The organism is Arthrobacter ramosus (genome assembly GCF_039535095.1).
Taxonomy (GTDB): domain Bacteria; phylum Actinomycetota; class Actinomycetes; order Actinomycetales; family Micrococcaceae; genus Arthrobacter; species Arthrobacter ramosus.
The window spans coordinates 3075672-3090090 of sequence record NZ_BAAAWN010000001.1; the positions used below are offsets into that span (position 1 = coordinate 3075672).

Consider the following 14419-nt stretch of genomic DNA (forward strand, 5'->3'; position numbering starts at 1 on the left):
TAGTAACACAGGCAACAGCGGCATTCCCAACATCCGCTGCTGAGATGAGGATTGCTCCCATGACGACGCCCCGCTCGCCCAAGAAGACAACGAGCATGCCCATAATTGCGGCCACCACAGCGGCGCTGCCCGCCGTCATGCTCTCTTCATTGGCGCTCGCCCAACCGGCAACAGCGCTTCCGGCGGTACAAACCCAGAAGATCCCCGCATCGCTGACTGCGGCCATGCAGGCCCAGGCCGCGGCCGTGTCCGCAAACGTCATTCCCGCCTCCGCGGTTGCCGCGACCATCCCGGCTGCCATGCAGCCCATGGCACCGGCGGCTCCGGCCACGTACACCATCGTCCGGGGCGATACCATCAGCGGCATCGCGGCCCGCTACGGGCTGAACACCAACACTGTCCTGCAGCTCAACGGGCTCTCGGGCAACACCATCATCTACCCGGGACAGCAGATCAAGTTGTCCGGTTCCGCGGCTGTTCCAAGTGCCCCGGCACCCGCGCCAAGCCCGGCACCCAGCCCGGCGTCGTCGTCGGCTGCCAGCTACACAGTCGTGTCGGGCGATACCCTGAGCGGCATTGCCGCCCGCCACGGCGTGGCCCTGTCCGACGTCTTCAGTTGGAACGGCCTCAACGGCCGGTCCATCATCTACCCGGGACAGAAGATCAAGGTCGGCCCGGGAACGAACGCACCGGCGCCCGCGGCACCGGCTCCAGCGGCACTCGTCCCTGCTTCCACTCCGGCGGCCCCGGCAGCGCCGGCACTTGCCAACACCGGCTCGTACACCATCAAGTCGGGTGACACCCTTGGTGGCATCGCGTCCCGCCTTGGCGTGTCCTTGTCATCGCTGCTCTCGGCCAACAAGCTGTCCATGAGCACCATCATTTATCCGGGGCAGAAGCTCGCCATCCCGGGCGCTCCTGCGCCCTCGGCTCCGGCCCCGGCTTCGGTCAGCGCCCCCTTGGTTCCGAGCACGTTCCTGGGCTACACCTACCCGGAGGCGGTGGTCAGTTCAGCCAACGCGAACAAGGCCCTGCTCAATGCGTCCCCGGTCCCCAGCACTGCCCAGATGAAGGGGATCGTCGCCGATACCGCGCGTCGGATGGGGGTGGACCCGTCGTTGGCCATGGCGTTCGCCTTCCAGGAATCCGGCTTCAACCAGCGTGCGGTCTCTCCCGCCAACGCCATCGGCACGATGCAGGTGATTCCCTCCTCCGGTGAATGGGCTTCCCAACTGGTGGGACGCAAGCTCAACATCCTGGACCCGTATGACAACGTGACCGCCGGCGTCGCCATCATCCGGGCCCTCGTCAACACCAGCAAGGATCTGAACACCGCCATCGCAGGCTACTACCAGGGCCAGTACTCGGTGAGCAAGCACGGCATGTACGACGACACCAAGGCCTACGTCGCCTCGATCCTGGCCCTCAAGAAGAACTTCAGCTAAGTCACGGCGAACAACACGGGCCCGGATCGCATGTCGATTCGGGCCCGTGTTTTTGCTCAACTAGGATCGTAGGGTGCAGGAACAAGTTTCGGACCAACTCCTCGGATCCCTCGTGGACGGGCGCTACCTGGTGCGATCGCGCCTCGCGAACGGCGGAATGTCAACCGTCTATCTCGCCACCGACGAGCGTCTCGACCGCGACGTGGCGCTCAAAGTGCTGCATCCGCACCTGGCCAACGACCAAAATTTCCTGGACCGCTTGCAGCGCGAGGCCCGGGCCGCGGCGAGCCTCTCCCACCCGCACGTCGTAGGGGTCCTCGACCAGGGACAGGATGGCCACATTGCGTACATCGTCATGGAGTACATCAAAGGCCACACTCTGCGCGACGTCCTCAACGAGAAGGCAGCGCTTCCGCCCCGGCTGGCCTTTGCACTGATCGACCCCGTCATCGAAGGGCTCGCGGCCGCCCACGCGGCGGGGCTGATCCACCGCGACGTCAAACCGGAGAACGTCCTGATCGCCGACGACGGACGCATCAAGGTGGGCGACTTCGGGCTCGCCCGGGCGGTCACGGCGACAACCAGCACCGGCGCCCTGATCGGCACGGTCGCATATCTGGCTCCCGAACTGGTCCTCGGCAAACCCGCGGACGCCCGGAGCGACATCTACTCCACCGGCATCATGCTTTACGAAATGCTTACCGGCGGGCAACCCTATGCGGGCGACGTTCCCATCCAGGTTGCCTACCAGCACGTCAACTCGGCCGTCGCTCCGCCCTCGCTCGCGGTGCCCGGCCTTGCCGCCGACGTGGACGAACTCGTCCAGTGGTGCACCGCGAAGGAACCTGAAGAGCGTCCCGTGGACGGTTCCGCGCTCTTGTCGGAACTGCGGCATATCCGCACAAGCTTGAGCGACGCGCAACTGGACATCAACCCGCCGGCCGCCAAGGCGGCAACGTCCGAAGGGCAACAGGAAGCGGCCGGGGCAACCGCGATAGTCGCCCCTCTCCATTCCGAACGTACCGAGCCCCTGGAACGGATAGGCCGCCCGACGGAGATCATCTCAAGCCAGCGCAATCCAACCACGGTGCTTCCGCCGTCGGGATTCTCCCCCGCCGCCGCGGCTTTCGACGTCCAGGTGCCGCAGGACCGGGAACCCCAAGCACCGGCCGAAGCCCCGCCAAGCAAACGCGACATCAGGCGGATGGAGCGCCAGGAAGAAAAGGACCGCGCCCGGGCCGCGGCCACGCCGTCGCGCTCCTTGCGGGAAGGCAACCCGCGCCGCCGGGCAGTGATCTGGACGATCGTCGTGATTGTCCTGGCGATCCTGGCCACTGCGGCAGGCTGGTTCTTCGGCATGGGGCCCGGCTCGCCCGGAACCATCCCGGACACCAAGAACAAGACGGTTGCGGAGGCACAGCAGCTGCTGAGAACCGCCGGCTTCCAATCCGAGCCAAAAGACGTGTTCGACGACGAAGTCACGGCAGGGTTGGCGGTCGGAACGGAACCCGCGTCCGGCCAGGTGGTTCGGAAGTTCCAAGCAGTGTCGCTCTTCGTCTCGAAGGGTCCACAGTTGTTTCCGCTTGCCGCGATGTCGGGCTTGACACTCGACCAGGCAAAGAATGCCCTTGGTGTGGCCGGAATGACGCTCGGCAAAGTCACCGAGCAATATGACGACAAAGTGCCTTCAGGTACGGTCATCTCCCAGTCCCCGGCCCAGGACACCGCGGTCCGCCACGGCACCCCGGTGGCATTGGTGGTTTCCAAGGGACCGCAGCCACTCCCCGTACCGGATGTCCGCGGCATGACCCAGCAAGCAGCCGTCAAAGCGATCAGCGACGCCGGATTCACCGCGAAAATTGCGCCGGAACCCGTCAACGACAAAAAGGTCCCCGCGGGAGCCGTGGTCAGCCAGATCCCTGCCAACGGCACCTTGATCCGAGGCGACTCCGTCACGTTGACCCTGTCCAAGGGTCCGAAAATGGTGCACGTCCCCAACTTCATCGGCAAGCAGGCGGACGCCGCCCGCAAAGCCTTGGAGCAGCTCGGATTCGACGTCAAGATCAACAACATCCTGGGTGGCTTCTTCGGCACTGTCCGTGACCAGAACCCCGTGGACAGCGATGCGCCGGAGGGCTCCGTCGTCACCTTGACCGTGGTGTAGGACGTACCCGTACGGGAAAGGCGATCCGGAATGTTCCGGATCGCCTTTCCTGTATTCGGGCGTGCTTCTGGACTTCCGCTTGGTGGGAACCACCGCTTGGTGGGGACTACCGCTTGGTGAGGGCTCCAGCCACGAGGAACGCCATCTCGAGGGACTGCATGTGGTTCAGCCGGGGATCGCACACTGACTCGTAGCGGTCCAGGAAGGCATCCTGGTCAATGGGATCGGCGCCGCCAAGGCATTCCGCGACGTCGTCGCCCGTCATTTCCATGTGCAGGCCACCCGGTACCGTGCCCAGGGCGTGGTGGACTTCGAAGAACCCGCGGACTTCGTCCACGACGTCGTCGAAGTTGCGGGTCTTGTACCCGTTGGGCGAAGTGACCGTGTTCCCGTGCATGGGGTCCGTGACCCAGAGGACCTGCGCGCCGGAGGCCGTGACCTTCTCGACGACGGCGGGCAGCTTCTCGCGGATGTTCTTGGAACCCATCCGGGTGATGAACGTGAGGCGGCCGGGCTCGCGGTTCGGGTCCAGCTTGTCAATGAGCCTCAACGCGTCGTCTCCGGAGGTTCCGGGACCGAGCTTGACGCCGATCGGGTTGCGCACGCGGGACAGGAAGTCCACATGCGCATGGTCGAGCTCACGCGTGCGCTCACCGATCCAGAGGAAGTGCCCGGAAGTGTCGTAGGGAAGTCCCGTGCGGGAGTCGATGCGCGTCAGGGCACGCTCGTAGTCCAGCAGGAGTGCCTCGTGGCTCGCGAAGAACTCCACGCGCTTGAGGGCTTCGAAGTCGGCACCGCAGGACGCCATGAATTTGATGGCACGGTCGATGTCCCTCGCCAAGGACTCGTAGCGGGCATGGGCGGGGTTTTCGGTGAAGCCCTTGTTCCAGAGGTGCACCAGGCGGAGGTCGGCGAAGCCGCCCTGCGTGAAGGCGCGGATGAGGTTCAGTGTGGAAGCCGAGGTGTGGTAGGCCTTCAGCATGCGGCTGGCGTCGTGGGCGCGGGACTCCGGGGTGAAATCGTAGCCGTTGACGATGTCGCCGCGGTACGCAGGCAAGGTCACGCCGTCGCGGGTTTCCTCGTTCGACGACCGGGGCTTGGCGAACTGGCCGGCCATGCGGCCCATCTTGATGACCGGCATGGCCGCACCATAGGTGAGGACAACGGCCATCTGCAGGATGGTGCGGACCCGGGCACTGATCTTGTCAGCCGTGGCGTCCTCGAAAGTCTCGGCGCAGTCGCCGCCTTGAAGCAGGAATGCCTTGCCCTGGGCCGCGGCGGCCAAACGCTCGCGCAATATGTCGACTTCACCCGCGAAGACCAGCGGCGGAAGCACGGAGAGTTCTTTGACGGAGGCATCGAAGACGCCCCTATCGGTCCAGGTGGGTTGCTGCGAGATAGGCAGCTGGCGCCAATCGTCCAAGCCGGGATAGTTTGCCGCGCCACTTTGCGCGGTGCTGGTCAGGGGGCTGCCCAGGGAACTGGTCAGGGGGCCGGTCATGGACGGTGCGGGGTTCGCGGATAGCTCAGTCACTCTCCAAGACTAGTTGCCTTGCCCGCTGTTCGGGGCATGGCTTCCGTAACCCTTATTCGCCGGTCGTCACACTTTCCCGGCCACTGCACCGTCGCCGTCCGGCCCTGAACCGTTGCCGGGCGGGCGCCTGCCCTCGTCACCGGCGTCGGCTGGATTCGCTTCCCTCCCGCCCGCCGGTTCCGGAAGCTGCCCGGCCAGTCGCTGCTTGACGACGGCGGCGTATTCATCCACGTATTCCTGCCCCGAGAGCCGCATAAGTTCGTACATGATTTCGTCGGTCACGGCGCGTTGAACGGAATGGTCTTCTTCTTGGCCGTAGTACCGGCTGAAGTCCAACGGTTGCCCGAAAATGATCCCGATCCTGCGGATGTTGGGCAAACGCTTGCCGATGGGCTGGACTTTCTCGGTGCCGATCATCGCTACGGGAACAACGGGCACCCGGGTTTGGAGTGCAAGTTTGGCGACCCCTACTTTGCCCCGGTACAGCTTGGCATCGGGACTTCGGGTGCCTTCCGGGTAGATGCCCAGCAGGCCGCCCCCGGCCAGGACGTCCCTGCCGGCCTGCAAAGACAACTCGGACGCGGCCCCGCCCGAACGGTCCATCGGCAATTGGTTGGTGAGCCGGAAGAACATGGCCGTAAGCCTGCCTTTGAGTCCGGTACCCGTGAAGTACTCGGACTTGGCCAGGAAACTGACGCGCCGGGGCACCATCACCGGCATGAAGATCGAGTCTGAAAAGGACAAATGATTGGAAGCGAGAATCGCGGCGCCATCGTGGGGAACATTGTCGAGGCCCTTGACCCAGGGGCGGAACAGCAATCTGAGAAGCGGACCCAAAAAGATCCGTTTCATGACCCAATAGAACACTTTGGTTCCTCTCCGGGGCGGCGTCTGCAATGCGTCCGGACGGTCCTGGCCCGCACTCAGAAGCCACCATACTCCAGTGAGAATTGTCCCGAACAGTGACACGATGGACTCATCACGGAAAGCAGTGCCGCCAACAGAGTAGCCTCGGAGTCATCATGAACACTCTCCCCGATCCCTCGCCGTACACCAGCGACTTCACCGGTAGTGGACCCAGCATCGGCGTCGTGATGAGCCACGGCTTCACGGGCAGTCCGCATAGCATGCGCCCTTGGGCCGAGTACCTGGCGGCGGAAGGCTACGCTGTCCGCCTCCCTCTGCTTCCGGGCCACGGGACCACGTGGCAGGACATGGCCACGCGGCACTGGCAGGAGTGGCACCAGGCGGTGGACGCGGCGTACCTCGAGCTCGAGGCCGAGTGCGACTTCGTCTTCGCCGCCGGCTTGTCGATGGGAGGGACACTGGCTCTGCGGATCGCGGCTACCCGGCCCGTGGCCGGTACCGTCGTCGTCAATCCGGGACTGGTGATCGATGATCCCCGCGCCGCCGTGGTCGGCATCCTCAAGCACGTCATGAAATCCACCCCGGCCATTGCCAACGACATCCTCAAACCCGGCATGGATGAGGGAGCATACCCCCGGACACCGGTCGCCGCCGCCCATGAGTTGAAAAAGATGTACAAGGACACCGTCACCCTGCTCCCCCGGATTTCCGCACCGGTGCGCGTCTTCCGTTCCTCCGTCGACCACGTGGTTTCGGATCGAAGCATCAAGCAATTGAAGGAGCGGGTCACCGCTTCGATGGAGTTCAGCACCTTGGAGAACAGCTACCATGTGGCCACCCTGGACAACGACGCCCTGGAGATTTTCCGGGGCTCGGCCGAGTTCATCAGGAAAACGATGGCAGGGCTGACAAGCAGTTCCGCCCCTGCCAGCCAGTCTGCTGCCGAGCTTCGGGATTCACCCCATGAATAGGCCAGGGCCTGACTCCCCCGACCAGAGCGCCAACAAAGACGACGACGCCGTCTGGCTCGATTTGGTGGCCCGGCTTGAGTCAATGCCTTCCTCGGCCCTCGACGAGGCGCCGACGGCGGAGGAACCCGGCAACGATTCCGGAACAGAGCCGGATCCAGGGCCGGACGACGTTCCAGGCCGCTCATCGTCCCGTTCCTTCCAGGACTTCGACCCTCTTGGATTGTCCAAAAGGGGCGCTGCAGAAGAACCCGCAAGCAGCGGGGAGGGTAGTGGAGCGACCGGTCCACGCGACTACGACGTCGAGGACGAGAACGGCTTCGTCCCGGAGGACCCGCCGAGCCTGGCCGGCACCGAACCGCTGACCATGCTCGCCTGGATCGGAGCCGTGGGCGGCCCGCTCGCCCTGCTGTTCACCGCGATGTTCTGGCGCTCGGCGCCGCTCCTGGCAGTGATGGGCATCCTGGCGACCTTTCTGACCTCAGTGGTTTACCTCATCATGAAGCTGCCCCAGGAAAAAGACGAGAACGACGACGGCGCCCGCATCTAAGCGGACTGCTGCACTGCGCATCCCCTCGCGGCGGAGCCCGTACTAGCCGCGTGCCCTGCCGCTGACCCTGGACAGGTCGGCAGCACCGATCATCCCCGCCCTCGGTCCCAGCGCGGCAAGCTTGATGGCTGCCGCGGGACGGAAACCGCGGCCGGTGAGGTTCCGGGTGAACGCTGTCCGCGCAGGGCCCACAAGAAGCTCACCGGCATCGCATAGCCCGCCGCCGATAACAAACGTCCCTGGGTCGAGCGCAGCCGCCAGGTTCGCCAGGCCAAGCCCGAGCCAGTGCCCCACTTCTTCCAGGAGCTCCCTCGAAGCGGAATCTCCGGCTTTTGCCCGCTCCGTCACGGTAACGCCCGTGATGTTCTCTGCCGAGCCTCCGGCCGCCTTGAGCAGTTCGTAGGCAACCGGTGAATTCCGCAGAGCCAGCTCCCGGGCTTCCCTACCGAGCGCGTTGCCGGAAGCATATTGCTCCCAGCAGCCGCGGTTGCCGCATTCGCAGCGATGCCCGCCGGGCACCACGATCTGGTGGCCGAACTCCCCCGCTACGCCGAAACGACCACGCTCCACCCGTCCGTCCATGACCATGGCACCACCGATGCCGGTGCCGAGCGTGATGCAGACGAGGCGGCTCTCCCCAAGACCAGCGCCGAAGCGCCATTCAGCCCAGGCAGCAGCGTCGGCATCGTTGGTGACGAGTACCGGGCGCCTCAGCAGGCTCTGCAGGTTTTCGCGCAGCGGCTCATTACGCCAGGCAAGATGCGGGCTGAACAGCACCGTACCGCCGTCGAGGTCCATCCAACCGGCGGCGCCGATCCCCACGGAGGCAATCCGGTGGCTTCTGCCCAATTCCTGGACAAGCTCGACGATCACCCGCTCTACTGCCCGGGCGTCATTGCCCGGCGTGGAGCGCCGCGCTTCCTCGACCACACGGCCCGAGGGATCCACAACCCCCGCTGCCACCTTCGTGCCGCCGATGTCGATCCCGATCGCCAGCCCCCTGCGGCCGAGATGGGAACGGCGCGCGGCCCATGGCACCGACTCCCAGCGCAGGCCGCCGTGCGTGGAGCCGGGGCGCCGGCCGGTTGACGCCGAACCGGACCAGGAAATCTTCCGAACTCTTGCCGGGTTCTGGTCGTTGGATGAATTCAGTGGCATGTCGCCATCCTATTCCGAGTGCCGCATATGTACTGACATGCAGGACCTGCGGACGGAGCGCCCGCACGCCTGCATTGGCGGAATCCCACGCTTCACGTAAAGTTACTCATCAGTAACTTGAGTAAGGTGAATTGCGCCACACCCATTACCTGGCCGTATAGAGTTAGAGCAGCCCCGCAATGGTCTGTTGATATCGAAGGAGCTATCGTGCGTGAATTCAGTGTTCCGCCCCTGGTGAATGTTGCCCCCGAAACCAACATCACGGACCTCGTGGTCCGTCAGGCCGCCAAGCCATCCAACCCGGCACTGTTTGCCAAGCTCAACAGCGCCGGCCAATGGCAGGACATCCGGGCAAAGGACTTCCTCAAGGACGTATCGGCTCTGGCCAAAGGCCTGATCGCCAACGGCGTTGGTGTGGGCGACCGGGTGGGCATCATGTCCAGGACCCGCTACGAATGGTCCCTCGTGGACTTCGCCGTCTGGTTTGCAGGCGGCATTTCCGTGCCGATCTACGAAACGTCATCTCCGTCGCAAGTGGCCTGGAACCTCGGCGACTCCGGCGCAGTCGCGGCATTCGCCGAGACTTCGCACCACGAGGACGTCATCCGCGAAGCGGTCACCGCCGAAGGCCTCGGCTCGGTCGCCCATGTCTGGCAGCTTGAAGGCGGCGGCCTTGACGCCCTTCGCAGTGCCGGCAGCGGTGTCAGCGACGAGGAACTCGAGGCGCGCCGCAGCAGCGCGGAACTAGCCGACGTCGCCACGATCATCTACACCTCCGGCACCACGGGGCGCCCCAAGGGTTGTGAACTCACGCACGGCAACTTCGTGGAACTCTCGGAGAACGCCTTGGCTTCCCTCGGTGATGTCGTCAACCAAAACGCCAAGACCATCATGTTCCTTCCTCTGGCCCACGTCTTTGCCCGTTTCATCTCCGTCCTGGCCGTCGCAGCCGGCGCCCAAGTGGCACACACGCCGGATATCAAGAACCTGTTGGCGGACCTGCAAAGCTTCCAACCGTCCTTCATCCTGGCTGTTCCGCGCGTCTTCGAGAAGGTCTTCAACTCGGCCCTCACGAAGGCGGAGGACGGTGGCAAGGGTGCCATCTTCCACAAGGCCGTGGACACCGCAATCGCCTACTCGAGGGCGCAGCAGTCGGGATCCGTCGGGTTGGTGCTGAGGCTCAAGCACGCTGTATTCGACCGTTTGGTGTACGGGAAGCTTCGCGCTGCGATGGGTGGCCACGTCAGCCACGCCGTCTCCGGTGGCGGCCCCCTCGGCGAGAGGCTGGGCCACTTCTTCCACGGCATCGGCTTGCAGATCCTCGAAGGTTACGGCCTTACAGAGACCACGGCACCCATTTCAGTCAACACACCGTCACTGATCAAGATCGGCACGGTGGGGGCCCCGCTCCCGGGCAATGCGGTCAAGATCGCCGACGACGGGGAAATCCTCGCCAAGGGCGTCTGCGTCATGAGGGGCTACTTCAAGCGGGATGACCTCGCCGCGGAAACCTTCGTCGACGGGTGGTTCCGCACAGGTGACATCGGCGAACTGGACGAACAGGGTTTCCTCAAGATCACCGGCCGCAAGAAGGAAATCATCGTCACGGCCAGCGGCAAGAACGTCGTGCCTGCCCTGCTGGAGGACCAGATCCGTGCAGACGCCCTGGTGTCCCAAGTCCTTGTCATCGGCGACAACCGGCCCTTCATCGGCGCACTGGTCACACTCGACGAGGAAGCCCTCCCGGGCTGGCTCGAGCGCCACGGCCTTCCTGCGTCCACTACGACGACGGATGCCGCGGACAACGCCGTCGTCCGGGCAGCCGTCCAGGAATTGATCAGCCACGCAAACCAGTCCGTATCCCATGCGGAGGCGATCAAGTCGTTCCGGATTGTGCCGGCCGACTTCACCGAGGCTTCCGGCCACCTCACCCCGTCGTTGAAGGTCAAGCGCGCCCAGGTCATGAAGGACTTCAATGCAGTGATCGAGGAAATGTACTCGGCGCCCAAGGCGTCCTGACCCGCCTCACCCCGACGCTTTAGGAAACCAAAGAAGGAAGGTCCCGGGCTTGACAGCCCGGGACCTTCCTTCATGCGTGCTCCACGGAGGAGCTAGCCGCTATTCGACCACGATCAACAGATCGCCGCCCTGGACCTGCTCCACGTTGTTGATGGCGAGGCGCGAGACCGTGCCGGCCACCGGCGTCGTGATGGATGCTTCCATCTTCATCGCCTCAATGGTGGCAACAGTGTCGCCGGCCTTCACGGCGTCGCCTGCCTTGACGGTCAGGGTCACGGCACCGGCGAACGGCGCTGCGACCTGGCCGGGCTGGGACGCATCCGCCTTCTCCGCAGCCTTCACGTTGCTGACTACCGACTTGTCACGAACCACCACGGGGCGGGACTGGCCGTTGAGCTTGCACATGACAGTGCGCATGCCCTTTTCGTCGGGCTCCGAGACTGCCTCCAAGGAGGCGATCAGGCGCACGCCCTTTTCGAGCTCCATGACGTGTTCGGCGCCGAGCTGGAGACCGTACAGGTAGTCGCGGGTGTCAAGCACCGACAGATTGCCGTAAGTGTCCACGCTCTTGAGGTAGTCCTTGGTCGGGCCCTCGAACAGCAGCCGGTTCAGGGTCCTCTGGCGGGACTTGGAATCGCCCTTGAGCGCTGCACTGTCTTCGGCGCTCAGCTCGACGTCGCGGACCTTGATGCTGCGGCCCTGAAGCGCCTTGGTGCGGAACGGCTCCGGCCATCCTCCGGGAGGATCTCCCAATTCACCCGACAGGAAGCCGATGACGGAGTCCGGGATGTCGTAGTTCTGCGGGTTCTCGTTGAAGTCCGCAGGATCTGCATGGATTCCCACGAGGTGCAGCGCGAGATCGCCCACCACCTTGGACGACGGCGTCACCTTGACCAGCCGGCCCAAGATACGGTCCGCGGCGGTGTACATGTCCTCAATGGCCTCGAAACGCTCGCCAAGGCCCAGCGCGATGGCCTGCTGGCGCAGGTTGGACAGCTGGCCACCCGGGATTTCGTGCTGGTAGACCCGGCCTGTGGGACCGGGAAGCCCGGACTCGAACGGCGCGTAGACCCTGCGGACCGCTTCCCAGTAGGGCTCCAGTGAGCTGACGCTGGCCAGGCTGAGCCCGGTGTCGCGCGGGGTATGGGCCAAGGCGGCCACAAGGGCCGACGCCGACGGCTGGCTCGTTGTACCGGCCAGGGACGCGGACGCGACGTCGACGGCGTCGACGCCGGCGTCCACGGCTGCCAGCAGGGTTGCCAGTTGGCCGCCTGCGGTGTCGTGCGTGTGCAGGTGGACCGGAAGGTCGAAGCGTTCACGCAAGGCGCTGACAAGCTTGGCTGCGGCTGCCGGACGAAGCAGGCCCGCCATGTCCTTGATGGCCAGGATGTGCGCACCGGCGTCGACGATCTTCTGGGCGAGGTCCAGGTAGTAGTCGAGGGTGTACAGGTTCTCGTTCGGGTCGAGGAGATCGCCGGTGTAGCAGAGTGCCACCTCCGCTACCGCGGTGCCTGTGGCCCGCACAGCGCGGATGGCCGGAGCCATCTGGTTGACGTCGTTGAGGGCGTCGAAGATGCGGAAGATGTCGATGCCCGTTGCCGCGGCCTCGTTGACGAACGCCTCGGTGACTTCCTCGGGGTAGGGCGTGTACCCGACCGTGTTGCGGCCACGGAGCAGCATCTGCAGGCAGACATTGGGCAGGGCCTTGCGCAGGGCGGCCAGACGGTCCCAAGGATCCTCGCCGAGGAAGCGCAGGGCGACGTCGTAGGTGGCACCGCCCCAGGCTTCGACCGAGAGCAGTTCGGGCAACAGCGCGGAGACCGCGGGGCCGGCCGCGACGAGGTCGCGGGTACGGACACGGGTTGCAAGGAGCGACTGGTGGGCATCGCGGAAGGTGGTGTCCGTGACGGCCACGGCCTGCTGCTCGCGCAGCGCCTTCGCAAATCCTTCGGGTCCCAATTCCTGCAGCTTCTGGCGCGAGCCGGCCGGTGCGACGATCCCTGCAATCGACGGGAGCTTGGCTGCGGGGTCCGTGTGGACTTTGAGTTCGCCGTTGGGCTTGTTGACCGTCACATCGGCCAACCAGGTCAGCAGTTTGGTTCCACGGTCCGCGGAGACGTGGGACTTCAGCAGTTCGGGGCGCTTGTCGATGAAGTCGGTCGCCACGTTGCCGGCAATGAAGTCGGGGTCGGCAAGGACGGCCTGGAGGAAGGGGATGTTGGTGGACACGCCGCGGATCCGGAACTCGGCCAGGCCGCGCCGGGCACGGGCCACTGCAGCCGGGTAGTCGCGTCCGCGGCAGGTCAGCTTGACCAGCATGGAGTCGAAGTGGGGGCTGATCTCGGCACCCGAGTAGACCGTGCCGCCGTCAAGACGGACGCCGGCGCCACCCGCGGAACGGTAGCCGGTGATCTTTCCGACGTCGGGCCGGAAGCCGTTGGCGGGATCTTCCGTGGTGATGCGGCACTGCAGGGCGGCACCCTTGATGGATACCGTCTCCTGGCTCAAGCCGAGGTCTGCGAGGGTCTCCCCCGATGCGATGCGCATCTGTGCCTGGACGAGGTCCACGTCCGTGATTTCCTCAGTGACCGTGTGCTCAACCTGGATGCGCGGGTTCATCTCGATGAAGACATGCTGGCCGGCCCGCTCGCCCTCGGTGTCCACCAGGAACTCGACCGTTCCGGCGTTGACGTAGTTCAGGGCCTTCGCGAAGGCCACGGCATCCCGGTAAAGGGCCTGGCGGATGGACTCGTCCAGGTTGGGGGCCGGAGCGATTTCCACGACCTTCTGGTGGCGGCGCTGCAGGGAGCAGTCGCGCTCGAAGAGGTGCATGACATTGCCCTCGCCATCGGCCAGGATCTGGACCTCGATGTGGCGGGGACGCAAGACGGCCTGCTCCAGGAACATGGTGGGATCGCCGAACGCAGCGTCCGCTTCGCGCATGGCCGCCCGGAGGGCTTCCGGAAGGTCCTCGCGGGTCTCCACCCGGCGCATGCCGCGGCCACCGCCACCAGCGACGGCCTTGGCGAAGATCGGGAATCCGACCTCGTCCGCTGCGGCAATGAGCTCATCGATGTCGCGGGACGGCGCACTGGACTTCAGAACCGGTACGCCGGCCTTGCGGGCAGCCTCGAGTGCGGCGACCTTGTTGCCGGCGAGCTCCAGCACCTCCGCCGGCGGCCCGATAAACGTGATGCCTGCCTCTTTGGCCGCCCGGGCGAGGTCCGGGTTTTCGGACAGGAATCCGTAGCCCGGGTAGATTGCGTCAGCACCCGCTTCTTTGGCGACCCGGACGATTTCGTCTACGTCCAGGTAGGCACGGACCGGATGACCTTCCTCTCCGATCAGGTAGGCTTCATCAGCCTTCTGCCGGTGGATCGAGTTGCGATCCTCATACGGGAAGACCGCTACGGTCTTGGCGCCCAGTTCATAGCTAGCGCGGAAGGCCCTGATCGCGATTTCGCCGCGATTAGCCACCAGAATCTTGGAAAACATGCTTCTCCTGCATCATTGCGGGTGTAACGGTCGGTGGTCACAGTGTGTAAGACCTCCATACCCAAACACAAATCTTTGTGGTGACAGTCACATGGGGATTCGTCACGAGCAGTGTACCTTCGCGCACGGTGCAGTTTCACGTGCTAAAAGACGATCGAGTAACAGGCGGCCCAAACCGTTCAGGGCCGATAAGGCAGGAATCCGCGGCCACTCAACATA

Annotated in this window: 9 protein-coding genes; 5 read left to right on the forward strand and 4 right to left on the reverse strand. The window is 64.8% G+C overall.

Features of this window, described 5'->3' with window-relative positions; all coding sequences use genetic code 11:
* The first annotated feature begins 59 nt into the window (after positions 1-59).
* Both ABD742_RS14260 and pknB read left to right on the forward strand, forming a co-directional pair.
* The gene (locus tag ABD742_RS14260; protein ID WP_234753807.1) at positions 60-1445 is read left to right on the forward strand and encodes a lytic transglycosylase domain-containing protein; all 1386 of its coding nucleotides are present in this window, start codon (positions 60-62) and stop codon (positions 1443-1445) included.
* Positions 1446-1518: 73 nt separating this feature from the next.
* The gene (gene pknB / locus ABD742_RS14265; protein ID WP_234753805.1) at positions 1519-3609 is read left to right on the forward strand and encodes a Stk1 family PASTA domain-containing Ser/Thr kinase; all 2091 of its coding nucleotides are present in this window, start codon (positions 1519-1521) and stop codon (positions 3607-3609) included.
* A 106-nt stretch (positions 3610-3715) separates the two neighbouring features.
* Here the strand turns inward: pknB and ABD742_RS14270 are convergent, their stop codons facing one another.
* Both ABD742_RS14270 and ABD742_RS14275 read right to left on the reverse strand, forming a co-directional pair.
* Positions 3716-5143: a class II 3-deoxy-7-phosphoheptulonate synthase gene (locus ABD742_RS14270; RefSeq protein WP_372460977.1), complete on the reverse strand. Its 1428-nt coding sequence runs from the start codon at positions 5141-5143 to the stop codon at positions 3716-3718.
* A gap of 66 nt (positions 5144-5209) precedes the next feature.
* Positions 5210-6010, reverse strand: a complete 801-nt coding sequence (locus tag ABD742_RS14275) for a lysophospholipid acyltransferase family protein (protein ID WP_234753892.1) — start codon at positions 6008-6010, stop codon at positions 5210-5212.
* Between the two features lie 155 nt (positions 6011-6165).
* Between ABD742_RS14275 and ABD742_RS14280 the strand changes: the two genes are divergently transcribed.
* Complete coding sequence (locus ABD742_RS14280) at positions 6166-6981, forward strand: alpha/beta hydrolase (RefSeq protein WP_234753803.1); 816 nt, start codon at positions 6166-6168, stop codon at positions 6979-6981.
* The gene (locus ABD742_RS14285; RefSeq protein WP_234753801.1) at positions 6974-7528 is read left to right on the forward strand and encodes a hypothetical protein; all 555 of its coding nucleotides are present in this window, start codon (positions 6974-6976) and stop codon (positions 7526-7528) included. The genes ABD742_RS14280 and ABD742_RS14285 overlap by 8 nt, the downstream gene beginning before the upstream one ends.
* Before the next feature lie 42 nt (positions 7529-7570).
* Here ABD742_RS14285 and ABD742_RS14290 read toward each other — a convergent pair whose 3' ends face one another.
* Positions 7571-8686, reverse strand: coding sequence for an ROK family glucokinase (locus tag ABD742_RS14290; RefSeq protein WP_234753799.1), 1116 nt, complete (start codon positions 8684-8686; stop codon positions 7571-7573).
* Positions 8687-8893: 207 nt separating this feature from the next.
* Between ABD742_RS14290 and ABD742_RS14295 the strand changes: the two genes are divergently transcribed.
* Positions 8894-10705 carry an AMP-dependent synthetase/ligase gene (locus ABD742_RS14295; RefSeq protein WP_234753797.1) on the forward strand — a complete coding sequence of 604 codons (1812 nt, stop codon included), beginning with the start codon at positions 8894-8896 and terminating at the stop codon, positions 10703-10705.
* Positions 10706-10804: 99 nt separating this feature from the next.
* Here the strand turns inward: ABD742_RS14295 and ABD742_RS14300 are convergent, their stop codons facing one another.
* Complete coding sequence (locus ABD742_RS14300; protein ID WP_234753795.1) at positions 10805-14200, reverse strand: pyruvate carboxylase; 3396 nt, start codon at positions 14198-14200, stop codon at positions 10805-10807.
* Positions 14201-14419 lie beyond the last annotated feature (219 nt).